The sequence below is a fragment of the Rhodococcus sp. KBS0724 genome (assembly GCF_005938745.2).
Taxonomy (GTDB): Bacteria; Actinomycetota; Actinomycetes; order Mycobacteriales; family Mycobacteriaceae; genus Rhodococcus_F.
On sequence record NZ_VCBX02000001.1, the window covers coordinates 6,198,423 to 6,220,278 of the forward strand.

Here is a 21,856-nt window from a genome sequence, read left to right on the forward strand (position 1 = left end):
GTCAGTTCGCCTTGACTTCGCGGTACTTGCGCAGCTCCTGCTTGGCGATGGCGCGCTTGTGCACCTCGTCCGGACCGTCGGCCAGGCGAAGAGTGCGCATGTGCGCGTATGCCATCGCGAGCGGGAAGTCGTCCGTGACGCCACCGCCGCCGTGAACCTGGATCGCGCGGTCGATGATCTTGAGCGCGATGTTGGGCGCCGCAACCTTGATAGCCGCGATCTCGGTGCGCGCTTCCTTGTTGCCCACCGTGTCCATCATGTGTGCAGCCTTGAGCGTGAGGAGACGAACCATCTCGATGTCGATGCGCGCCTCGGCGATCCAATCCTGGATGTTGGCGTTGTCACTGACAGGCTTTCCGAAGGTGATGCGAGTGGATGCGCGCTTACACATCAGTTCCAGTGCGCGCTCGGCCATTCCGATTGCACGCATGCAGTGGTGGATACGGCCGGGGCCCAGGCGCGCCTGGCTGATCGCGAATCCTTCACCCTCGCCGGCAAGAATGTCCTTGGCCGGGACGCGCACGTCCTCGAAGGTGATCTCGCCGTGTCCTTCGCGGTCCTGGTAACCGAAGACGGGCAGGTTACGCACGATCGTGACGCCGGGAGCGTCGATCGGCACCACCATCATGGACTGCTGACGGTGCGTCGCGGCGTTGAAGTCGGTCTTACCCATGACGATCAGAACTTTGCAGTTCTGGTGCAAAGCGTTGGAAGCGAACCACTTACGTCCGTTGAGTACGTACTCGTCGCCGTCGCGGTCCATACGGAGCTGAATGTTCGTGGCGTCGGAGCTGGCAACCTCGGGTTCCGTCATGGCAAAGGCGGACCGGATTTCACCGTTGAGCAGTGGCTTGAGGTACTTCTCCTTGTGCTCGTCGGTACCGAAGAGCGTGAGCACCTCCATGTTTCCCGTATCCGGAGCGGCGCAGTTGGTGGCTTCGGAGGCCAGGTGGCTGCGGCCCATGATCTCGGCAAGGGGTGCGTATTCCAGGTTGGTCAGGCCGGGGCCCCATTCGGGGTGGGGGTGAAAGAGATTCCACAATCCCCGTGCCTTGGCTTCCGTCTTCAGGTCTTCGATGATCGGCGGCTGAAAGTGGGGGTTGCCGGACTCACGCATCTGCGCTTCGTAAACCGCTTCGGCCGGATAGACGTGCGTGTCCATGAAGTCGAGCAGTTCGGCCTGGTATTTCTTGGTGCGATCCGAGAACTCAAAGACTGACATGTGAACTCCTGAGAGAGAGGGAAGGAAAATTGGGTGGCCGACGCTCTAGATGACTCGCAACACCTTCGACGACATCCGGTCCGCGAAATGCGTTGACCATGAGCGTTTCCGCGCGCTGCGCAGATTCGTCGAACGTGCCGGTCTCATCGGCGCTCAGCTGGGATTTCATGACGGACAACGAAGTGGGCGAGCACGTGGCCGCCAGTTCTGCGGCGTAGGCAACCGCCGCTTCGACCACATCACCGTCGACCAAGTGGTCGATCAGTCCGATGCGGTACGCCTCGTCGGCTCCGACCATTCGACTGGACAGCAGCAAATCGGTGGCCCGACTCCGGCCGACGAGCCTTGGCAACATCCATGAGATGCCGTACTCGGCGATCAACCCACGCTTGGCAAATGCGGTGGTGAATCGTGTTGCGGAAGAGCCGAATCGAACGTCGCAGTACAGCGCTTCCACGAAACCGAGTCCGGCTGCCACTCCGTTGATCGCCCCGATCAACGGCTTGCGCATTGACTTGGGAAACTCGCGTGGCCGAGGCCTCACCAGGTCCTCGTCGGAAACCTCGCCGACGTTTTTCAGATTGCTCAGATCTGCGCCCGAGCAAAATCCACGCCCCGCACCCGTGATCACGATCGCCCGGATGTCTGGATCACTGTCCGCGGCAGTTAGCAGATCGAAGTACGCGTCCTCGAGTTCGTTTGTCCAGGCGTTCAGGACATCCGGGCGGTTGAACGTCAACAGTAGGACGGCCCCCCGCCGTTCCGAAAGTACAAGTTCCGAATTCATCGCGTTCCGGCGAGCAACGATGCCTGGTAACGGCGCATTCCGCTGAGCCAGCGATCGTAGTCAGCGCCCTTTTGCCGGTACATGTCCAGCACTTTCGGGTGCGGGAGGATGAGGAAATGCTCGGCGTCCATTGCAGCCAGAACGATTTCGGCACACTGATCGGGTTCGATCACCTCGCCGGCCGCAAGGACTGCGCCCGTCGCGGCGACTCCCAGGGGATCGCCGGTTTCTTTCCCCTCGTAGAGGAGTTTGGTGTTGACACCCATCGGACACAGGCAGCTGACTCGGACGCCCTTGTCGCCGTATGTCATCGACAGCCACTCGGCAAATCCCACTGCCGCGTGCTTGGTGACCGAATACACCGCCGAACCGACCTGCGTGAGCAGGCCGGCAGCCGAAGCGGTGCTGACGAAGTACCCTTCGCCGCGCTCGACCCATCCTGGAACCAACAAGCGAGCGGCGCGAATATGAGCTCGCACGTTGATGTCGAAGGCTACGTCCCAGCCGTCCTCGTCGACGTCGAGACCGAGGCCGCCGGTGATACCGGCATTCGCGAAGTAGAGATCAACGGGGCCGAAGGCATCCTCGGCCTGTGCGATCAATCCCTCGATCACACCGGCATCGGACACGTCGCCGCCGGCGGATACTGCCGATCCTGGATGCGCAGTGTTGACCGCATCGGCCACAGCGGCAGCTGCATCGGCATTGAGATCTGCCACGACTACGCGGGCACCTTCCGCCGCCAGCTTTTTGGCGAGCGCTCCCCCGATGCCGCCGCCACCTCCGGTGACAATTGCAACCTTCTGGGCGACCTTCATTCGCGATTCCTCTCGTTTGCATTCACCGAAAGCAACTACCGTGATCCACGTCTCTTGTCATGTATAGTTGAATCCGGCGTCAACTTCAACCGTCGCCGGTGGAATCTATTCTTCCAACCTCCTGAACTGCGAGTAAAGGATCACGATGACTGAAGATCAATTGCCCGTCCGCCCATCCACCTTCGCCGAGCTCGAGAAGTTGATCGGCCGAGAACTGGGCCCCACCGAGTGGTACGAGATCACCCAGGAACGCATCGACGCTTTTGCCGCGGTCACCAACGACCACCAGTGGATTCACGTCGACCCGGAACGCGCGGCGTCGAGCCCGTTCGGCAGCACCATCGCGCACGGACTCTTCAGCCTGTCCCTTGGCCCACAGTTCTCCTACCAACTCATCGCTTTCGACGGCTTCGCACACAGCCTCAACTACGGATACGACAAGGTTCGATTCCCGGCACCGGTTCCCGTGGGTTCACGCCTGCGCATGCGATCGACAGTGGTATCCGCCGAACAGTTGCCTGGCGGCATCCAGGTCAAGACGCGGCAGGTCGTCGAGCGCGAAGGGTCCGACAAGCCCGTGGCCGTCGCGGAAGCGGTAGCTCGCGTCGTCGAGAAGAGCTGAGACGATTTCGAAGCGCGCCCCGAGCACTCTCGGCCAGGGCGCGCTTCGTCAGCTCCGTTCGGGGAACTTCAGCGCATTAGCCCACAGGTCTGTAACGGTGTCGACGATCTCGTCGAATTCGACCCGCCTTCCGTCCAATCGCCCCTCACCCAAGGTGAATACACTGTAGGCAAATCGACTCACCATGCCGGACAATGCCATTGACGTGAGCAGCGGGTTCAAGCCCGGATCGGCTACGCCACGCTCCTGAAGTTCGGCGATACCGCGGGCGTTGCGCAGGATAAAGGCATCGGCTCGCTCATTGCGAATCCTACGGAACTCCGGGTCGATACTTGCAACTTGCTCCATCAATCCCATCAACTGCGCATTCCGTTGATATGCAGCAAGATACGCCCGATTACTCGCCTCCAGAACGGCGTACGGATCGTCGGTACCGGCAACCCTACCCATGCCCGGATGCATCATCTCTTCACGAGCGACCTCGAGGACCGCCGCAAAAACTTCTTCCTTGTTGGCAAAATACGTGTAAAAGGACCCGGTGGCACACCCCGCTTCCCTCGCGATATCGACCAATCGAGCATCGAGATAGCCGACACGTTCGAAAACCACACGCGCAGAGGCAATCAACGCCGCGCGAGTGCGTGCACCTCGCTCGGTACTCGGCGGATCACGATGCCCCGCCGGCGGGGCAAGAGGCAGTTCGGATAGATGCGAATCGTCATCCAACACGCTAACCGCCTTTCCGAAGTTCACTGCCGTTAAAGAGGATTCGCTACTAACTCAATGTTGACACCGAGTTCAAGTGTACGCTCGGCAAAGACATCAGGACACACAATCGGTCGATTCTCCTGAAAGGCACAACCATGGTCAGCGTTCTCGATCCGGTCACCCGTTACGCCGTAGTTACACCGGACAATATCGCGATTCGCGGTTCCGACCGGGACTGGACATACCGACAACTCCACGACGCATCCCTCACGTTCGGCGGCCGAATCCGTGCTGCCGGATTGAACGAAGGTGACCGGGTATTGCTCGCGGCACCGTCAGTTGCCGAATTCATCGTGGCATACCTGGGCATTCAGGCAGCCGGGTGCGTTGTCGTCCCGGTCAACACCATGTCGACTCAGCCCGAGATCGAGTACGTGCTCGACGACGCCGACATCTCGCTCGCCATCGCGTGGCATCAACTCGGACCGGCGGCCCACGATGCCGGTACAGCCCACGGCGTGCCGGTCTGGACTCTCACCGAAGAAACGGCGCCAACCGACCAGGAACAGACAGCCATTGCCGACCGGGATGCAGAGGACACCACGGCAATTCTCTACACCTCAGGCACAACCGGACGGCCGAAGGGCGCTCTGCTGACCGTCGGAAACCTGTTGTCCGCCGGCGAGATCGGTGCCGAGAGCAGCCGCGGAAATCCGTCGGACCGCACCGGAACCGGACTGCCGCTCTTTCACATCTTCGGCCAGGGTTCGGTCATGATGGCAACCTTCACCGGCGGCGGATCGCTGTCCCTGCTCGCCCGGTTCGATCCCGCTGCCATGCTCGATCTGGTGCGTCGGGACAAGCTCACCATCATGGCCGGCGTCCCCACCATGTGGAATGCCATGCTGCACGCCGCAGCCGACGTGGACAGTTCCGACTTCGAACAACTGCGGATCGCGATCTCCGGCGGCGCGTCACTTCCCGGCGAGGTGGCACGGGCCTTCGAAGCACGTTTCCACTGCACGATCCTCGAGGGCTACGGCCTGACAGAGACGAGCGCGTTCGGAACTTTCAACAGCATCGACCGTGTTGCAAAGATCGGATACACCGGCCGCGCCGTACCCCGCACCGAGGTCGAGGTGCGTGATTACGACGGAAATGTCTGCGCGGCAGGCACAGTGGGTGAGGTGTTCATCAAAGGACCGACGGTCATGAAGGGATACTGGAAGCGCCCAGACGACACTGCAGCCGTTCTGTCCGACGACGGCTGGTTCCGCACCGGCGACCTCGGTGAGACCGACAGCGACGGGGACCTTCGCATCGTCGACCGCGTCAAGGACCTCATCATCCGCGGTGGATACAACGTGTACCCCGGCGAAGTGGAGGAAGTGCTGTATCAGCATCCCGCCATCATCGAAGCTGCAGTGATAGGTATCCCGGACGACTACTACGGGGAGGAAGTCGCGGCAGTCGTAGCAGTGCGCCCTGGTAGCGCAGTCGACGCCGCAGAAGTAACATCGTGGGCGCGGGAGCGCCTGTCCGCGTACAAGATTCCCAGGGTCGTCCAGTTCATCGACGCACTCCCCAAGGGTTCGACGGGAAAGATCCTCAAGCGATCGATCGACCGAACCGAACTCCTCGCGCAGAAGCAGAACTGAAAACACAGGTGAGCCCCGGCGAGAATTCGCCGGGGCTCACCTGTTCACGAGCTCAGAGAGCCCTGTTCATGCACTCAGAGAGCGTCGAAGTACTCGATCTGCGGAGCACCGGCGAGGAACGGCGCCATCGCCTTGCCTGCTGCCTGGAAATGCTCGGACGTTCCGTGCGCCTTGATTGCAGCGCTGTCCTGGTACAGCTCCATGAATTTGTAGGAGTTCGTATCGGTCTTCGATCGAATCAGTTGATACAAAACCGTTCCCGGCTCTTCGGCGCGCACCTTTTCCGCAAGTTCGGAAATAACGGCCTCGAACTGCTCGCCACTTCCGTCCTTGACCGTGATCTCCGCGATGACAGCAATCATTCATTCCTCCAGAAGTAGTTCCAGCAGTACCACACAACGTACAGATCTACGGCGAAGACAGTAAGCCGAACGAGCTACGACGCATACAGATGAGCACCGGGGATCGCATCCGGATCATCACGGACTTTCTTCGGGTTGGTCTCGGCAAGCGCCCACGCACTGAAGAAGGTCACCAATCCCATCAGGGCGACGAACACCGCAACCCAGGTCGTGGTTCCCGTCTTCGCAATCAGCGCCGTCATGATGAACGGCGTGCCACCGCTGACAGTGATCGCCGCCAATTGGTATGCAAGAGACGCCGCGGAGTAGCGGACGTTCGGGGCGAACAACTCGCCCATATATGCCGCGATGGGCCCGTACGTCATCGACTGGAACACACTGCCGACGGTTACAGCGATAAAGAAGAGCGGTAGCGACTTGGTGTTGATCAGCCAGAAGTACGGAAACGCCCATACGACGATCGCGGCCGCGCCGATCAAGATCATCGGACGACGGCCTATCCTGTCCGACATCTTTCCCGACCAAAGAACCACTCCGACGGTCAGTAGCGCGCTGAGGAGGGAGATGATCAGAAGAGAGTTCCTCTTGAGTCCGAGTTCTGTTGTGCCGTAGCTCAAAACACCGGCAATGCTGATATAGAAGAGCGAGTTGGTAGCAGCGAGAAGACCGCAGCCGAGAAGAATCTTGCGCCAATGCGTTTTGATCGCCTTTGTCAGCGGCGCCTGTACTACTGTGTCCTTCTTGTTGCGAGCCGCTTCTTTCTGCAGCTCGAGGAATTCCGGAGTGTCTTCGACCTTGGTCTGGATGTACAGGACGACGGGGAAGAGCAGGGCACTGGCGAAGAACGGAATTCGCCACCCCCAACTGAGGAATGCTTCGTTCGAGATCGTCGCAGTGGCGATCAGAAATACCACGTTTCCGAGAACCACGCCGAACGAAACACCCATCTGCCCAAAGGTTCCAGAGAATCCCCGCTTCTTGGGGCTAGCCGATTCCGTGAGCAGCAAGACTATGCCGCCCCACTGTCCACCGCAGGCAAGACCTTGAATGAATCGCAAGGTGACCAACAGAATCGGAGCAGCGACGCCAATCGCGGATGCGCTCGGAATCGCGCCGATCAGGAACGTCGCCAATGCCATCAGGAGCAGGCAGGTAACCACGGCGGGCTTACGTCCGTACTTGTCCCCGAAATGGCCGGCAACCACCCCACCGATCGGTCGGGCCACGAATCCCGCCCAGAACGTACTGAACGAGAGCAACGTGCCCATGAGTGCAGACGAGTGCGGGAAGAACACATGCGGAAAGACAAGTGCTGCAGCCGTTCCGTACAAGAAGAAGTCGTACCATTCGATGGAGCTGCCCAAAAGACCGGCGCCGAGAAGCTTGCGATGCGCACGCTTCCTGGTGCGCTCTTGATCGGATACACCCCCGCCGGCCCTGCCCGAATTCACTACCGATCTTGTCATGCCTACTCCTCGATGGGTCGTAGCGATTGCATCAGAACGAAGCGCCACCCCGACAGTAGAAACTGACGCCAACTTCAAGTTCAGATGATGTGACCAGTGTGCGACAGCCAAGGAGTGATGTCAATCACTGAATAGTATTGTTATGCAATGTATTTGACATGCTCTAAGCGGGCACGACAACTGCCGACTCATCACGATTCGATGAGCCGGCAGTCAGTTGTGAAATTAGCGTGGAACCCTCAATTCACGACGAAGAATCTTGCCACTCACCGTTTTCGGCAGATCACTCATGATCTCGACGATGCGCGGATACTTGTATGCCGCCAGCCTTTCCTTGCAGAACTCGACGAGATCCTCGGCGCTCGCCTCGGACCCGTCCTTGAAGGACACGAAAGCCTTCACAGTTTCGCCGCGATATGGATCCACGACACCGACCACGGCAGCTTCCCGCACGGCAGGGTGTTCATAGAGAACATCTTCCACTTCACGTGGCCACACTTTGAAGCCCGAGGCATTGATCTGATCTTTCATCCGATCGACGACGTAGAACCATCCGTCACCGTCCATGAATCCGATGTCGCCGGTGTGAAAACGCCCGCCCGGCATGGCATGTGCCGTTTCCTCCGGCTTGTTCCAGTAACCGAGCGCGACCTGTGGACCGGAGACCACGATCTCGCCGTACTCCCCGATTTGTACCGGCTTGTCATTCTCGTCCACTATCTCGGCGTACGTATTCGAGACCGGCACACCGACGGCCACCGCTCCCGACGCCGGATCTACCGGCGCTTCACGAGAATTCGGTACGACGATTGCCGGGCTGTTCGTTTCGGTGAGTCCGTAGCCGTTGTGAATGTAGTGACCGAACTTCGCCCGGAACGCTTCCAACGCCGCGTGCGGAATCGGCGCGCCACCCGAATACACCGACTCGAGACTGCTCAGCAGTTCCTTCGAGACTGCGACACTGTCCGTCCAGGCGATGAACACTGTGATCGCACCGATGATCGCGGTTGCCCGATGCTCCGAAATCGATTCCGCCGCAACGATAGGATGGAATCGACACGTCAGAATCGTGGGCGCACCGGCCAGGAGAGGAGCCGCGACATGCCCGATCAATCCGGTGATATGGAACAACGGCGCCACCGCGAACATCGCGCCGCCGGGGCGCAGCCCCAACCAGTCCCGATAGATCTGCGCCGCGAACACGACATTCGCGTGCGTGTTCATCGACCCCTTCGGCGGGCCGGTAGTCCCTGACGTATAGGGAAGGTAGGCAAGATCTTCCGGGTCCAGATCGACCTGCCCGGGCTTCTGCCCTCGATGAGCCTCTATCAATTCCAGTAGGTCAGGAAAGCCGTCGTGGCGAATCCTGGATACCGAACCGAAGATCCGTTGGTCGTCGCGCGACTGAAAATCCAGTTCCGACGTGGTGATGACCCGTCGTACCTCGGTGCCTGTCGACGCGGCCGCAACGGTCTCGGCCGCGGACTCGAGACAGATGACTGCTACCGCGCCGCTGTCGGCGAGAACAGTGGACAGTTCACGCTCCCGGTACATCGGATTGACCGGAACGACGACGGCGCCGAGTTTCCAGACCGCGACCGTCGCGATCACGAACTGCGGAACATTCTGCAGGACAAAGGAAACTCTGTCCCCGAACCCGATTCCGTCTTCAGCGAGAGCCACGGCAAGCGCGTCCGACATCTCGTCCAATTCGGCGAAACTGACAGTCCGCTCGAAGTACCGGATGATCGGAGCATCACGATCTCGCGCCAGCGATGCCCGGAACATCGCCAGCGCACTGACGTGCTCGATGTCTACGGCCGGCGGAGTGTCGGCGTCGTAGTTAGCGAGCCAGGGCTTGCTCTCGTACATGTTGGTCATAACTCAGCTCTCGAAGTACCGACGTGGGTTGTCCACCAGCATCGCCTTGACCTGGTCTTCGGTGACACCACGTTCGAGCAGCGCCGGAATAACGTCATCGCTGATGTGGGTGTAGTTCCAGTTCGGGAGCGCCACCTCGCGTGCCGCGCTGGGGAAGTAGTCGATAAAACACGACGCGTCGTGTGCCAGAACCATCTTCTCCGCGTAACCGCGACGGGCCATCTCCACCACAGTGCTGACGCGATCCTCGAACGACAGGAACGGATCTAGCCCGAAACGGTCCATCCCGAGTAGTGAACCGGCATCGGCCAGCGCACACAGGTAGTCGAGATCAGTGGTGTCGCCGGAGTGACCGATGACCACCTTGGTCAGATCGGCTCCCTCTTCGGCCAGGACTTTCTGCGCAACGAGCCCGGATTCAGTGTGTGGGTTCGTGTGAACCGTGATCGGCACACCGGTTTCGACCTGCGCAGCTCCGACTGCGCGCATCACTCGCTCGACACCGGGAGTAAGGCCCGGTTCCTCGATGGCGCACTTCAGGAAGGAAGCTCGGACACCGGTTCCGGCGATGCCTTCCCTGATGTCCTTGACGAACAGTTCGACCATCGGTTCCGGGCCGTCGAACAGCAATCCCGGTCCTGTGTAGTGGAATTGGAACGGAATGTCGTTATACGTGTAGATGCCGGTGGCAACGATGATGTTGAGATCGACCTGCTCGTTGATTCGCGCGATGCGCGGAATGTATCGACCGAGTCCGATCACGGTGGGATCGACGATTGTGCTGATTCCCCGAGATTTCAGCTCGGACAACTTGGTCACCGCGTCGGCTACGCGAGCCTCCTCGTCCCACGGCTCCGGGTAGTCGGGATAGTTCTGACGCATCTCTTCCCCCAGAACGAAGACATGCTCGTGCATCAACACCTTTCCCAGATCGGCTGTGTCCACCGGTCCGCGAACGGTCTGTACTGAACTCATCAACAAATCCCCTGACTGTGATCGACGTCACCCTAGTGAGACAATGAGCTAGTGTGTCTCACGCAGGTGTGTTCGTCAAGGGACAGACGCACAGACCCGAAAATCGCGATATCGACCCACCGGAGAGAATGCCTACATGCCATCCGACCTCGACCGCCGACGCGCCATCAACGCTGCCGCAAGCATGTATCTCTCCGAGGAACCGCTCGACATGTCGCTTCTTGCCGAGCGACTCGGCGTCGGGCGCGCAACGCTCTACCGGTGGGTCGGAAACCGCGACGAACTGCTGGGGACGGTACTTGCGGAAGCGACCGAGCGGACATACCGCAAAGCGATGTCACAAGCATCGGGACAAGGCCCGGAATACGTTCTCGACGTATTCGGTCGCGTCATGCGCTCGGTAGAGTCGTCGACCGAGCTACGCGCGCTCACCAAACGGGAACCGATGGTGTTCATCAAGCTCGCACTGATGCCCGGTCCCATCGAGTCCATCTCGGCGTCCATCACCGCCGAAATCCTGCAGTCACAGGTCGATGCCGGCCAGTTGACCCTACGATTGTCGCCGCACGTGCTAGGCCAAGCACTTGTCCGCATCTGCGATATCCACCTCTACGCACCCCTGTTAGGGCGCGAGAAGGCAGAGATCGAGACGGCTCTCGATCTGATTGCACTACTGCTCGGCGTCACCCGCAACTGAGCATCCGTCCAACACGCTTCGAGGTTAGTCCTCAGACGTCCGACGACTTGCTACGCTAGGCCCATTCGATTCGAGAGGTAGCAATGTCCGACGACCACAGTGGTTTCGTACTGCGCAGCGGTCCTCTGGTGCCGCAGATCGAACAGATCTTCCGGTCGAAGATCCGCCAATCGGAGTGGCTGCCGACGCAGCGAATTCCGAGCGAAGCCGCACTCGCCGTAGAACTGGGAGTCGGGCGTTCATCCATCCGCGAGGCAATCCGACTACTAGCTCATGCCGGGTTGCTGGAGGTTCGGCACGGGGTCGGGACATTTGTTGTCGCGGCTGCAGATCTGGAACACGCGGACGAGTTCACCCGACTACTCCGGCGCTCACGGATGCTCGAGGTCTTCGAGGTACGTCGGGCGTTAGAGGTCGAGGCCGCCAGACTTGCGGCGGAGCGGGCGCAACCGGAAGATCTCGAGCGGCTTCGACGCCGACTCACACTCCGCCACAGCCACTTCGAAGGGGACGTCGAGCAGTTTGTCGACGTTGATCTCGATTTCCATACAGAAGTCGTTCGACTCTCGGGAAACGCGGTCCTGCTGTCACTGTTCGAATCGGTGCGTCCGCTTCTCCGCAAAACCCTCATCGAAATGGTCGACGTCGAAGATGGAGTTCCCGATACCTCGCAGGCCCACGACAAACTACTCGAAGCGCTACAGGATTCGGATCCCGATGCTGCAGTAGCTGCAACACGGGAAAACATCGACACCGTCCTCCGCCAGCTGCGCATACTCGATTCATAGAGAGGCATTACCCGTGCAACACCCCAATGGCACTGTACTGTCGACCGAACATGTAGATCTGGTCCGCGACGGCCGGTACTTGTTGCGGGACATCAACATTTCGATCAATCCCGGTCAACACTGGGTGCTGCTGGGGGCTAATGGCGCGGGGAAGAGCACTCTGCTGAGCTTGCTCGGGGCAACCGCACATCCCACCCGCGGCTCGGTCTTCGTGCTCGGTCACAAGTTGGGCCGCGTCGACATGCGTGAGTTGCGGATGGACATCGGGCATGTTAACCCGCGCCACACGATCGGCATTCCGATCACCGTCCGGAACGTCGTGATCACCGGACTCACCAACACCACCGAGCTGATGCCTCGCTGGTCGCCCACTCCGGAGCAGGAAGCGCACACCGACGCCTTGATCGACTTGCTCGGCATGAGCCCGCGCTCGAATGCGCTGTGGCCCAATTTGTCTCAGGGTGAGCGCGGACGCGCACTGATCGCCCGGGCACTCATGGTCGAGCCCCGCTTGCTACTCCTCGACGAGCCCGCCACCGGTCTCGACCTGGCGGCCCGCGAACAGTTGCTGACGGCTCTGGATGATTTACGCAACCAGAACCCTTCCCTGGCAAGCATTCTTGTCACCCATCACATCGAAGAAATTCCGACCACGACAACCCATGCGCTACTGATAAAGGACGGCGTTGTCACGGCAACCGGACGCGCCGACGATGTGATCACGACAAAAAACATCAGTGACTGCTTCTCGCATCCGATCGAAATCGAACGACGCAACGGACGTTGGAATGCCCGTTCCCGCCCTCGTCAACTGATCTGACGGTTTCTCAGATCCGGCGGGCGCCCTGCCCGCCGAGACCGAGTTCATCTGCGGGATTAAGCAGATTGCACGTCTGCAGCGACAAGCACCCGCACCCGATGCACCCGGTCAACTCCTGTTGGAGTCGCGCGATCGCCTGCTTACGATCCTCGAGTCGCTCGTTCCAGGCTGTCGAGATCTTGGCCCAGTCCTTCTTGTTCGGTGTGCGTCCTTCGGGCAGGGAAGCGAACACTTCCCCGACCTCCGACAACGGAATGCCGAAGCGGACGGCCAACTGGATCAACGTCACTCGCCGAATGGCGTGCCGCGGAAACTTTCGCATGTTGCCTGCGGTGCGTACGGCGGGAACCAGGCCCAGGGTTTCGTAGTACCGCACGGCCGACACCGCAACACCTGTGCGGGCCGACACCTCTCCGATGGAGAGGAGTTCGTCGCTCTTGCGAATCATCCTCGCCTCCCGTCGGCGCCCGAAGTTGACCTCAAGCGCACTTGAGACTCTACCTTCATCGACATGCATTCCCCTACTGATGTCTCCGTCGGCACATGGCGCCAATTACTGAGTGGCCGGCATCTCGGGACCGCAACCGTCCTGGCGGGCGGCGTGGCGTTGTATGCCACGAACGTCTATCTCACGACAAGCCTGCTTCCGACGGCAATCGACGACATCGGCGGGCAACGGTACTACGCCTGGACTGCAACGATATTCCTCATTGCCTCCGTCATCTCCTCGATGCTGGTCACCCGAATCCTCGGCACGAGAGGGCCGCGGGGTGCGTATCTGATTGCGCTCGCGATCTTCGCGATCGGCACGATCGTCTGCGCACTCAGTCCGTCGATGGAAATACTTCTTGTCGGGCGTGCAGTTCAAGGCGCCGGCGGCGGACTACTTGCCGGTCTCGGATATGCCGTGATCAATGCCGCGCTACCCAAGCAGTTGTGGACGCGCGCAGCGGCGCTCGTATCGGCGATGTGGGGCGTCGGCACGTTCGCCGGGCCGGCCATCGGTGGAGTCTTCGCTCAATTCGGCGCGTGGCGCTGGGCATTCGGCGTCTTGGTGGTCACAACGATCGCAGTTGCCGCGCTCGTCCCCAGCGCACTGCCGGCCCATACGCGGGGCCGCACCATCAGCAGTCCGGTTCCGGTCCTCTCGCTGACCCTGCTGACCGCGGCAGCGCTGTTGGTGAGTGTCGCGGGAATCCTGTCCAACCTCACGGTGACCGCCGCACTGGTTCTTGCGGCCGTGCTCCTACTGATTGCCTTTGTCGCAGCAGACCGCCGCGCGGGCCATGGAGTGCTCCCGCCGTCGACGTTCACCACGTCGTCCCTCAAATGGGTGTACCTGACCATCGTCGCCTTGGCCCTGACGTCGACGGTCGAAACGTTCATTCCCCTGTTCGGTCAGCGCCTTGCCGGCATGACGCCCTTGGCCGCCGGTTTCCTCGGTGCCGCCCTCGCCCTCGGCTGGACCCTCGGCGAAATTCCGAGTGCCTCGGCAACGTCACCTCGCGCCGTCCGCACAATCGTTGTCGGCGGACCTGTTCTGGTCGCGTTCGGACTTGCGTTGACGGCTATGTTCCTCACCGATCAGGCCGGCGCCGGAGCAATCACGGCGTGGATTGTCGGATTGGTCATTGCCGGAGCGGGTGTCGGCATCGCCTGGCCACATCTGGCTGTCGGTGCAATGAACGCGGTTTCGGAACCAGGCGAAGGAGCAAAAGCCGCCGCGGCGATCAATACCGTCCAATTGATCGCCAACGCGTTCGGCGCCGCCCTCGCCGGAGTGCTGGTGAATCTCGGCGCACCCTCGACTCTGCGTTCCGCACAATTACTCCTGATCACATTTGCAGTCGCAGCCTGTATCGGTGTCGCGATCGCAGCGCGAGCCTTCCCGTCGTCTCGAGGAGATCAACCGTGACCGAATCTCATTCAGCACAGCCCGGCGACGGTTTCCCGAAAACCGGTGCGCCGGCAACGCGTGCTCTTCTTGCCGCCGGTTACACCGAGTTGTCGCAACTCGCATCGGTATCCGAATCGGAATTGGCGAAGCTCCACGGAATGGGCCCAAAAGCTCTTCGAATTCTGCGTGAGGCGCTCGCTGAACGAGGGTTGTCGTTCCGCGATTGAACAAGTCGTCACACGACGCTGGCACGCACCTGATTGCCACCCTCGCGCTTTGCTTGGTACATCGCCGAATCGGCCACTCTGAACAGCGCGGAAATGATGTCGTCCACGGTTTCGTCCACTTCTCGGGGCGCCGTACGAATCGCGATTCCGATACTCGAACTGATTGCCGGTACGTCATTGTCACCGCTCATCGATGTGGCGATCCGCGTCGACAATTTTGCAACCGAATTGAAGGGCGCCCGCTCGAGCACGACAAATTCGTCACCCCCGACTCGGGCGATCAAAGCCGACTGCGAGGTCCAGAGCCTGATTCGCAAACCGGTCCTGATAATTGTGTTGTCGCCGATATCGTGTCCGTGCCGATCATTGATCTCCTTGAATCGGTCGAGATCGATCACCACAACCAGAAGCGCATTGTATTCGTCTATCTGATCGCCGATGATGTCCGTCGCCCGGCGCGAAAGCCCTCGCCGATTGAGAAGCCCGGTCAGCGGATCGAATTCGGATGTTGATGCATCGGAACTGAGCATCGCCAGCATGATCTGTGAAACGACGGGAATCACATAAATCGTCGCGAGAGTGACACCGACCTTGGCGATTCCCAAACCTGGATCCGCGTTGTCTCCGAACAGCAGAGACCAGCCGGCCACAACCGTAACCACTGTGGCAAATACCAGGTGCCCGAGTTGCAACGCAGGGTTGTGGAAAAATGCGATGTAACCACCGATCGATGCAAAAACCACACAGCACAACAACCGAGCCAGCGGATCGACGTCAGAGAACGACGCCAACGCGATGGCAACATCGGAGCCGACAACAAAGGTGTAAGACCACAGCCGGGTCGGCGGAACCAGCCACCAGACGAGAGCGGCCACGAGGCAGGCTGCCACCACGAACAGGTTGACGGATCGCCAGAGCGAACCTTGCGGACCCGCAGGACTCCACCGCATGAGGGTAAGGATCAGCGCCATACCGAACGCAGTTCCGCCGACCAGAATCCGGCAGGCCGACACGAGGCCGCGGTCTTCGAGGTAACGCATGAAGCTCTGATACTGGTCGGGCAGACGCCACCACAGCGCAATCAGGTCGATCAAGGACCTCACGATGGAGTGTCAATCATTCGAGGGCAAATCTCTCGTTTCCCCCATCGTGGCGCGCACTTGCCTGATTTCCCGGAAAATTCGGCCATAGCGTGCAGCATAACTACAACGGACGGTCCGACCAACCTGTTCACGTAACGTAGCAACCAGGGATATCGCCTGGTCAGGCAACTATTCAGCTATGACCTGTCCCGAATCGGACAATAAGGCAGTCGCTGCAGAACCGTGGATGAATTGCCGTCCGGTGACGATTAATCCCGAACTCGCATCCCGCGGTCCTTCTGGTTGGATGAATACCGGAAGTCGACGCACCTAAGGGGTAGCAACAGTGGTTTCAGATCCCATCTCGGGTTTGCAGGCGGAACTCGCCGATATGTGGCAGCGCGGACGTGCGCGCGCCCGTAAATACGCGCGCGCGATCCACCCCAAACTCGATCCGGCGCTCTACTCCGTCCTGGTTCTACTGAACCGTTCGAACGCGGTTCGGATGTCGGATCTCATCGCTGCACTTGATATCGAGAAGTCGACCTTGACCAGACAAATCGATTCGGCTGAGCGCCTGGGACTGGTGCAGCGGATCCCCGACCCCGATGACGCCCGGGCAAAGTTGGTTGCCCTGACACCCGAGGCCCGCGAACGTGTGACCACTGTCCAGAATCGCCAGACCGACGAATGGCGCGCACGACTGGCGACGTGGGACCCCGAGGACGTCATCGCATTGACTTCACTTCTCCACCGACTGGGCAGCATGGAAAACTAACAGCAAAACCGTTGCGTTCTACAACCAACTTAGCCTAATGTTGCATGTGTCAACTAACTAAGTGGGGTCGCCGTGGTCACGCATGAAGATGTCGGATCGATCCGTCTGCAGGAGGCCTCCACCGCTCCGATGACGCACAGGCAGAAGATCGAAGCGCTTGTCGGACTTCTCCTCGGAATGTTTGTCGCATTCCTATCCTCGACCATCGTCTCGAATGCCCTGCCGACCATCATCACCGAACTACACGGAACCCAGGATCAATACACCTGGGTCGTGACGGCGACTCTTCTGGCTTCCACCGCGACAACACCGATCTGGGGCAAGTTTTCGGATCTCGTGAGCAAGAAACTGCTGGTTCAGCTCTCCATCCTGATCTTCACCCTCGGATCCATCCTCGCGGGACTCTCTCAATCCGTCGGCATATTGATTACCTTTCGAGTAGTCCAAGGTCTGGGACTCGGAGGCTTGCAAGCTCTTGTCATCATCGTGATCGCAGCCATGTTCAGCCCTCGTGAACGCGGCCGATACCAGGGCCCGATCGCAGCCGTCATGTCGATTGCCACCATCGCCGGTCCACTCATCGGCGGAGTCATCGTGGACACCAGTTGGCTGGGCTGGCGCTGGACCTTCTTCGTCTGCGTCCCACTGGCTGTAATCGCACTGACAGTCGTGCAGCGCACGCTCAATCTTCCCGTCGTACGCAGAAAGGTCAAGATCGACTACGCCGGCGCGACGCTGATCGCGGGCGGCGTAAGCACACTCCTCATCTGGGTGACTCTGGCGGGCAAGAACTTCGAGTGGGCCTCCGGGATGTCGTTCTTTCTCTGCGGCCTCGGAATCGTGCTTCTCGCCTTGGCAGTCTGGGTCGAGAGCGTAGTGGAGGAACCCATCATTCCCCTGCGGCTTTTCCGTGACCGCACCACCTCGCTCGCAACCTTCGCAAGCATCACCGTCGGTGTTGCGATCTTCGGCGGCGCGGTATTCCTCGGACAGTACTTTCAAATCGCACGTGGTTACTCACCCACCGTCGCAGGGTTTCTGACACTTCCGATGGTGATCGGATCCACCCTCTCGTCCAGCATCTCCGGCTCACTCATCACCAAGTTCGGCCGATGGAAGATCTTCCTCGTCGCTGGCGCAAGTTCGATGACACTTGGATTCTTCCTGCTCGCCACCATCGACCACGCCACCCCGGTGGTCCGGATCGGCGTGTTCCTGTTCATCGCAGGCACAGGTATGGGCATGGTGATGCAAAATCTTGTTCTCGCAGTGCAGAATACGGTCGACGCGAGCGATCTCGGAGCTGCCAGTTCGACCATCACATTTTTCCGCTCACTCGGTGGAGCAGCCGGGGTCTCGATCCTCGGCGCCGTCCTGTCGACACACGTCGCACATCTGACCGCTCAAGGCTTGAGCGCAATCGGAATCGACCCAACAGGTGGTGCGGGACTGTCCAATCTCAATGAACTGCCCGAGGCCCTTGCCGACGTCGTCCGCATCTCGTACGGCGACGCCACCGCGCGACTGTTTCTGATTGCCGGCATTCTGGGCCTGCTCAGCCTGGTTGCCGTCGCCTTCATCAAGGAACGTGCCCTACGCACCCAGAGCGGCGACGAGCAACTGCTGGCCGAAGCGGAATTGGTCAAGTTGCAGCAATAACGCCGGCCACGAGCATTCTGCCTGCAACCGCAACCCGGAAGTCGATCATCGCCCGCTCGACATGGTTGGCGCTCGACACCACAACAACGCCGGTCGCTCCGCGATCTGCCAGGATCTGCGCAGAGAATTGAGCATTCTGCACGGTCGAACCTGACCGGCCTTCCTCGGTGATGCGACCGGGGTGAACGCCATTGGCTACCAGCCAATCCCGCATGGCCCTGGCTTCGGTGACACCTGACTTGGGCGCGCCGCCGCTGGTGATGATCGGTGCGGCCGGATACCTTTGCGCGAGGTACAAGGCGGCTTGCAAACGGTCGACCAACATATCTCGCATGGTGCCGTCGTCGAAGAGCCCAGCGCCGAGCACGACGATGTTGGTCCCGACCGGATTCAGATCGAGGAGAAGTGGCGACCGCCTGGTCAACGTCTCAGCGCCCGTGCAGAACACGATCAATTCGCGAATGGTGGTTTGACACCCGCCTACTGTGGACAGAACGCCGTTGACCAAGGTAACGGGCGTGACATCAGCGCTGGCTGTTGCCGGCGACAATCCCACCCCCGCTACCGCAACCAGCGAGGCGGCAACAATTCCCTTCAACACCGATTTGCGCACAGTGACCATCAAGTTGGACCCCCTGAAATGTCGGATGTCCGGTCACGGTAACGAGAAATTTGTCCTATTTAGCCGTTTTTGGCGGGATTGTTATCCAGGAAATGTCCTGGATCGACCGTCAGTTCCAGTCGATCCGGACCGCCGAGAACATCGAGCGCAGCAGATCCGGCAGCCGCGCGATCATGCCCTGGCCCGCGATCCGTTGAGAAACCGGCGCGGCCAATGTCTCGCGCCACAAGGCCGGTTGATCATTCATGAGATCGCGATAGACGGGAAGCAATTCGTTGGTGATGTATGTCCAGCGCCCGTCTCGATCCGCCCAGTTGAAGTCCGGCAACGGAGTCGTGACTCTTGCTGCGCCGAACTGGAACTCGAGCGAATCGGACTCGCGCGGCGGAACAACACCCGGCATCGACGGCGACGCGGCAAACGTGGTCAGGTACGTCAGCGCGCGTCCGACACTTCCTCGATAGTTCCTTGCCTCGTCCCATTGATCCCCGACTGATTGGTACTGCTCACGTCGAAGCAGTCGCACATTGCCGTCGAAGACCGCTTCCGGAATGCCGGAAGCAATGCCGTCCCAGGCAATTCGTGCATTTTCATCGAGCAGATCGGCGCGGCCCAGTTCGTCTATCCCGTCGGTGCCGTTGTGAATCCACGCCATATGCATGGGAATGAGGTCCGAGAAAATGTGCTTGCTCATCGCAATCACCTTGCCCTGGAACCACATCACATCCTCAGGGCGAATTTCGTGCCCCACCTGGAGCAACGCCTGAAGGTCTTCGGGCGCCGCCACCGACTGCGCGACGGGTGTTCCGACCCGATCGAGTTCGCGCCACACCACGGCCATAGCGTCGCTGATCGCCTGGATGTTCAGGACAACTCGCCCGAAATCCACATCAAGGAGTCCCGCTGCAAAAGCCGGGCCGACCATCCCGCCCATTCCAGCCCACTGCAATTCACCGTGTTCGAGTTGAAGTCGCTCGTAGAACTGAAAGGTATTGGTCAGGTTGCCCAGATTTGCGTGAACACCGTCGAACGGAGTCCAGGACGCGAGGTCGATTCCCGCGGATTCCGTTCCGACTGCAAGCCAATACTGCTTCAGCAACACCTGATACCGCCGCGGATCCACTCCCGACGACCTGGCCTCGTCGAGAAGGACACGAAGCGTCGCAGAATCGGAGGGCAGAATCGGATGAAGCCCACCGGCGGCTTCGGCATCGGCATTCACAGCGGCGAGATCGAGGTACCGATCCACTTCGCGCGCCGAAGCAGCGCTCCCTACCGCCATCACACCGCCAAGAGCAATCGAACCCACCAACACTGTGCGGGCAAAATCTCTGCGTGTCACAGGCTTTCGGAACATCTACTTAACCTCGGCTTCGTCGAACGCCGCAGCCAACCAGGCAACGTCCTGCATACCGAGTTGATCGGTGACCGTCTTGTACAGGTTGGTGACATAGTCGAGGGGCCCACACTGCGAAGGAATCAGATCGACATCACCGCCGTCTGCGCGATAGGTGTCCGCCAATTTCTGCGCCTCGCTGAAGGGTACGAGAAAATCGTCCTCACAGGACGAGATGAGCAACTTCGAATCTGGCGTCTGCTTACCCAAGGTGTTGTCCTCGTAGGCGGCCGCCAGCGCCGGGATTGTTCGAGGCGCAGGGTTGGTCAACAGAACGTCGAACGGAACAAACGGAAGGCCCAAATACAGTGCCTGGCAAGATGTTCGAAACGCCGCAGCGATGTCGCGGCCGACCGGAGTGAAGTGATCGTCGAGCCTGATCTCCGGATACCCGGCATCAAAACCGAGGACGGACGAGAAGTCAAAACCGGAACCGATGCCGCCGGCGGCAGTTGCCTCGAACGTCGCGGGGTCGATCATCATCGCCTGAATCGCACTGGCCGTCACATTCAGCTCCGGTGCGTAGGTATGAGCCTGCTCCGCCGCAAAGCCCGCCGCGACGCCGCCGCCGGCAACTCCGTAGATGCCAACCGGTGTATCGGATGCCAGTTCGGCTTCGGGAAGCGCCAGCGCCGCGCGAACACCGTCGAGGGTGGCCTTGCCGGAGAACTGACCGACCGAGAACGGGTGCGGCGACGTGTCTCCGTCGTTTCCGACATCGCTCATCATGACGGCCCAACTGCGACCGAACATCTCCGCGACCGGTCCGAGCGCCGAGAACATCGCCGGGTCGCTCTGATTTCCACCGGTCCACTGATGGCTGGGTGCGCAGTTGGCTCCGAGGCTGTCGTTCGCCTCGGCATAGCCGATGATCTTGCGATCAGCGGGAGCAGTGCCGTCCTCGGGAATCATCAGGATTCCGGTGCTGATCACCCGACGTCCGAAATGATCGGTCGTCGTGTACATGAGTTGGTACGCGCTGACCGCGTCCGGACGCACCTGGTAGACCTGCACACTCACGGGGCGAGCCTTGAGAAGAATTCCCGGTGCGGTGTCGTCGCCGATCTCCGGTTCGTCGAACCACGGATCGTCCGACGAGAGCCCCAGCGGGGTGAACTCCCCCGAGATCTCACCACCCTGGAGGGCTCGCACAACCAGGGGGTTGAAGACGTCGGTCAGGTCGACGGCCTCCTGCGCCCCGGCCGGCGACCCCGCCGCGATCAGGGCCGCTGCCAGGAAGGATGCAGCGCCGGCGAGCACTGCTCCGCGTCGTGACGTCGAGTTCACCATCGCCCACACCTTTTCTTACTTCTGAGTAATATTGCCCGTTACATAACCATTGACCGGTACGTACAGACAAGTCACAGTGCGTTCCCCTGCTCAATCGCGCA

General features: G+C 60.3%; 22 protein-coding genes. 9 read left to right on the forward strand and 13 right to left on the reverse strand.

The window, feature by feature from the left end:
- Nucleotide 1 precedes the first annotated feature (1 nt).
- The 3 genes from FFI94_RS28630 to FFI94_RS28640 are packed head-to-tail and all read right to left on the reverse strand — an operon-like array spanning nt 2 to nt 2,827.
- Complete coding sequence (locus FFI94_RS28630; protein ID WP_138870805.1) at nt 2–1,222, reverse strand: acyl-CoA dehydrogenase family protein; 1,221 nt, start codon at nt 1,220–1,222, stop codon at nt 2–4.
- A complete protein-coding gene (locus FFI94_RS28635; RefSeq protein ID WP_138870806.1) occupies nt 1,209–2,009 on the reverse strand; it encodes an enoyl-CoA hydratase-related protein in 801 nt (266 codons plus the stop codon). The genes FFI94_RS28630 and FFI94_RS28635 overlap by 14 nt, the downstream gene beginning before the upstream one ends.
- Nucleotides 2,006–2,827: an SDR family oxidoreductase gene (locus FFI94_RS28640; RefSeq protein WP_138870807.1), complete on the reverse strand. Its 822-nt coding sequence runs from the start codon at nt 2,825–2,827 to the stop codon at nt 2,006–2,008. Before FFI94_RS28640 ends, FFI94_RS28635 begins: the two co-directional genes overlap by 4 nt.
- A 145-nt stretch (nt 2,828–2,972) precedes the next feature.
- Here FFI94_RS28640 and FFI94_RS28645 point away from each other — a divergent pair, with 145 nt between their 5' ends.
- Nucleotides 2,973–3,449 (forward strand): MaoC family dehydratase, encoded by a 477-nt coding sequence (locus tag FFI94_RS28645; protein ID WP_138870808.1) that lies wholly within the window; start codon nt 2,973–2,975, stop codon nt 3,447–3,449.
- A 48-nt stretch (nt 3,450–3,497) separates the two neighbouring features.
- Here FFI94_RS28645 and FFI94_RS28650 read toward each other — a convergent pair whose 3' ends face one another.
- Nucleotides 3,498–4,178 carry a TetR/AcrR family transcriptional regulator gene (locus FFI94_RS28650; protein WP_138870809.1) on the reverse strand — a complete coding sequence of 227 codons (681 nt, stop codon included), beginning with the start codon at nt 4,176–4,178 and terminating at the stop codon, nt 3,498–3,500.
- A 134-nt stretch (nt 4,179–4,312) separates the two neighbouring features.
- Between FFI94_RS28650 and FFI94_RS28655 the strand changes: the two genes are divergently transcribed.
- Nucleotides 4,313–5,815 carry an AMP-binding protein gene (locus FFI94_RS28655; protein ID WP_138870810.1) on the forward strand — a complete coding sequence of 501 codons (1,503 nt, stop codon included), beginning with the start codon at nt 4,313–4,315 and terminating at the stop codon, nt 5,813–5,815.
- A gap of 74 nt (nt 5,816–5,889) precedes the next feature.
- On the opposite strand, the gene FFI94_RS28660 is transcribed toward FFI94_RS28655, so the two are convergent.
- From FFI94_RS28660 to FFI94_RS28675, 4 genes are all read right to left on the reverse strand, one after another.
- A complete protein-coding gene (locus FFI94_RS28660) occupies nt 5,890–6,177 on the reverse strand; it encodes a putative quinol monooxygenase (protein ID WP_138870811.1) in 288 nt (95 codons plus the stop codon).
- A gap of 74 nt (nt 6,178–6,251) precedes the next feature.
- Complete coding sequence (locus FFI94_RS28665) at nt 6,252–7,643, reverse strand: MFS transporter (RefSeq protein ID WP_138870812.1); 1,392 nt, start codon at nt 7,641–7,643, stop codon at nt 6,252–6,254.
- A gap of 225 nt (nt 7,644–7,868) precedes the next feature.
- Complete coding sequence (locus FFI94_RS28670; RefSeq protein WP_138870813.1) at nt 7,869–9,524, reverse strand: AMP-binding protein; 1,656 nt, start codon at nt 9,522–9,524, stop codon at nt 7,869–7,871.
- Nucleotides 9,525–9,527: 3 nt separating this feature from the next.
- Nucleotides 9,528–10,499 (reverse strand): phosphotriesterase, encoded by a 972-nt coding sequence (locus tag FFI94_RS28675; protein WP_138870814.1) that lies wholly within the window; start codon nt 10,497–10,499, stop codon nt 9,528–9,530.
- 136 nt (nt 10,500–10,635) lie between these two features.
- On the opposite strand from FFI94_RS28675, the gene FFI94_RS28680 reads away from it, so the two are divergent.
- The 3 genes from FFI94_RS28680 (at nt 10,636) to FFI94_RS28690 (ending at nt 12,804) form a co-directional block, all read left to right on the forward strand.
- Nucleotides 10,636–11,196, forward strand: coding sequence for a QsdR family transcriptional regulator (locus FFI94_RS28680; protein WP_138870815.1), 561 nt, complete (start codon nt 10,636–10,638; stop codon nt 11,194–11,196).
- Nucleotides 11,197–11,279: 83 nt separating this feature from the next.
- A complete protein-coding gene (locus tag FFI94_RS28685; RefSeq protein WP_138870816.1) occupies nt 11,280–11,984 on the forward strand; it encodes a FadR/GntR family transcriptional regulator in 705 nt (234 codons plus the stop codon).
- A 13-nt stretch (nt 11,985–11,997) separates the two neighbouring features.
- Nucleotides 11,998–12,804, forward strand: coding sequence for an ABC transporter ATP-binding protein (locus FFI94_RS28690; RefSeq protein ID WP_138870817.1), 807 nt, complete (start codon nt 11,998–12,000; stop codon nt 12,802–12,804).
- A gap of 7 nt (nt 12,805–12,811) precedes the next feature.
- Here the strand turns inward: FFI94_RS28690 and soxR are convergent, their stop codons facing one another.
- Entirely contained in the window at nt 12,812–13,252 is a 441-nt protein-coding gene (gene soxR / locus FFI94_RS28695; protein WP_138870818.1) for a redox-sensitive transcriptional activator SoxR, read from the reverse strand.
- Between the two features lie 63 nt (nt 13,253–13,315).
- On the opposite strand from soxR, the gene FFI94_RS28700 reads away from it, so the two are divergent.
- Nucleotides 13,316–14,719, forward strand: coding sequence for an MFS transporter (locus tag FFI94_RS28700; RefSeq protein ID WP_138870819.1), 1,404 nt, complete (start codon nt 13,316–13,318; stop codon nt 14,717–14,719).
- Nucleotides 14,716–14,928, forward strand: coding sequence for a DNA-binding protein (locus FFI94_RS28705; RefSeq protein ID WP_138870820.1), 213 nt, complete (start codon nt 14,716–14,718; stop codon nt 14,926–14,928). Before FFI94_RS28700 ends, FFI94_RS28705 begins: the two co-directional genes overlap by 4 nt.
- Nucleotides 14,929–14,936: 8 nt before the next feature.
- Here FFI94_RS28705 and FFI94_RS28710 read toward each other — a convergent pair whose 3' ends face one another.
- Nucleotides 14,937–16,031: a diguanylate cyclase gene (locus FFI94_RS28710; RefSeq protein ID WP_138870821.1), complete on the reverse strand. Its 1,095-nt coding sequence runs from the start codon at nt 16,029–16,031 to the stop codon at nt 14,937–14,939.
- A 325-nt stretch (nt 16,032–16,356) separates the two neighbouring features.
- On the opposite strand from FFI94_RS28710, the gene FFI94_RS28715 reads away from it, so the two are divergent.
- Together FFI94_RS28715 and FFI94_RS28720 are read left to right on the forward strand one after the other, a co-directional pair.
- The gene (locus tag FFI94_RS28715) at nt 16,357–16,788 is read left to right on the forward strand and encodes a MarR family winged helix-turn-helix transcriptional regulator (RefSeq protein WP_138870822.1); all 432 of its coding nucleotides are present in this window, start codon (nt 16,357–16,359) and stop codon (nt 16,786–16,788) included.
- 129 nt (nt 16,789–16,917) lie between these two features.
- On the forward strand, nt 16,918–18,447 hold the full coding sequence (locus FFI94_RS28720; RefSeq protein WP_138873472.1) for an MFS transporter: 1,530 nt from the start codon (nt 16,918–16,920) through the stop codon (nt 18,445–18,447).
- Here FFI94_RS28720 and FFI94_RS28725 read toward each other — a convergent pair.
- The 3 genes from FFI94_RS28725 to FFI94_RS28735 form a co-directional block, all read right to left on the reverse strand.
- Complete coding sequence (locus tag FFI94_RS28725; RefSeq protein WP_138873473.1) at nt 18,431–19,069, reverse strand: YdcF family protein; 639 nt, start codon at nt 19,067–19,069, stop codon at nt 18,431–18,433. The genes FFI94_RS28720 and FFI94_RS28725 overlap by 17 nt on opposite strands.
- A 109-nt stretch (nt 19,070–19,178) precedes the next feature.
- Nucleotides 19,179–20,426, reverse strand: a complete 1,248-nt coding sequence (locus FFI94_RS28730) for a Tat pathway signal protein (protein WP_138870823.1) — start codon at nt 20,424–20,426, stop codon at nt 19,179–19,181.
- The gene (locus tag FFI94_RS28735; RefSeq protein WP_138870824.1) at nt 20,427–21,755 is read right to left on the reverse strand and encodes a lipase family protein; all 1,329 of its coding nucleotides are present in this window, start codon (nt 21,753–21,755) and stop codon (nt 20,427–20,429) included.
- Nucleotides 21,756–21,856 lie beyond the last annotated feature (101 nt).

What these genes read in the sequence shown, in the direction of transcription:
- FFI94_RS28640 (WP_138870807.1), bottom strand. Translation starts at nt 2,827, where the DNA reads ATGAAGGTCGCCCAGAAGGTTGCAATTGTCACCGGAGGTGGCGGCGGC.
- FFI94_RS28735 (WP_138870824.1), bottom strand. Translation starts at nt 21,755, where the DNA reads ATGGTGAACTCGACGTCACGACGCGGAGCAGTGCTCGCCGGCGCTGCA.
- FFI94_RS28665 (WP_138870812.1), bottom strand. Translation starts at nt 7,643, where the DNA reads ATGACAAGATCGGTAGTGAATTCGGGCAGGGCCGGCGGGGGTGTATCC.
- FFI94_RS28725 (WP_138873473.1), bottom strand. Translation starts at nt 19,069, where the DNA reads ATGGTCACTGTGCGCAAATCGGTGTTGAAGGGAATTGTTGCCGCCTCG.
- soxR (WP_138870818.1), bottom strand. Translation starts at nt 13,252, where the DNA reads ATGATTCGCAAGAGCGACGAACTCCTCTCCATCGGAGAGGTGTCGGCC.
- FFI94_RS28700 (WP_138870819.1), top strand. Translation starts at nt 13,316, where the DNA reads ATGCATTCCCCTACTGATGTCTCCGTCGGCACATGGCGCCAATTACTG.
- FFI94_RS28720 (WP_138873472.1), top strand. Translation starts at nt 16,918, where the DNA reads ATGACGCACAGGCAGAAGATCGAAGCGCTTGTCGGACTTCTCCTCGGA.
- FFI94_RS28675 (WP_138870814.1), bottom strand. Translation starts at nt 10,499, where the DNA reads ATGAGTTCAGTACAGACCGTTCGCGGACCGGTGGACACAGCCGATCTG.
- FFI94_RS28730 (WP_138870823.1), bottom strand. Translation starts at nt 20,426, where the DNA reads ATGTTCCGAAAGCCTGTGACACGCAGAGATTTTGCCCGCACAGTGTTG.
- FFI94_RS28630 (WP_138870805.1), bottom strand. Translation starts at nt 1,222, where the DNA reads ATGTCAGTCTTTGAGTTCTCGGATCGCACCAAGAAATACCAGGCCGAA.
- FFI94_RS28645 (WP_138870808.1), top strand. Translation starts at nt 2,973, where the DNA reads ATGACTGAAGATCAATTGCCCGTCCGCCCATCCACCTTCGCCGAGCTC.
- FFI94_RS28685 (WP_138870816.1), top strand. Translation starts at nt 11,280, where the DNA reads ATGTCCGACGACCACAGTGGTTTCGTACTGCGCAGCGGTCCTCTGGTG.
- FFI94_RS28660 (WP_138870811.1), bottom strand. Translation starts at nt 6,177, where the DNA reads ATGATTGCTGTCATCGCGGAGATCACGGTCAAGGACGGAAGTGGCGAG.
- FFI94_RS28670 (WP_138870813.1), bottom strand. Translation starts at nt 9,524, where the DNA reads ATGACCAACATGTACGAGAGCAAGCCCTGGCTCGCTAACTACGACGCC.
- FFI94_RS28655 (WP_138870810.1), top strand. Translation starts at nt 4,313, where the DNA reads ATGGTCAGCGTTCTCGATCCGGTCACCCGTTACGCCGTAGTTACACCG.
- FFI94_RS28680 (WP_138870815.1), top strand. Translation starts at nt 10,636, where the DNA reads ATGCCATCCGACCTCGACCGCCGACGCGCCATCAACGCTGCCGCAAGC.
- FFI94_RS28635 (WP_138870806.1), bottom strand. Translation starts at nt 2,009, where the DNA reads ATGAATTCGGAACTTGTACTTTCGGAACGGCGGGGGGCCGTCCTACTG.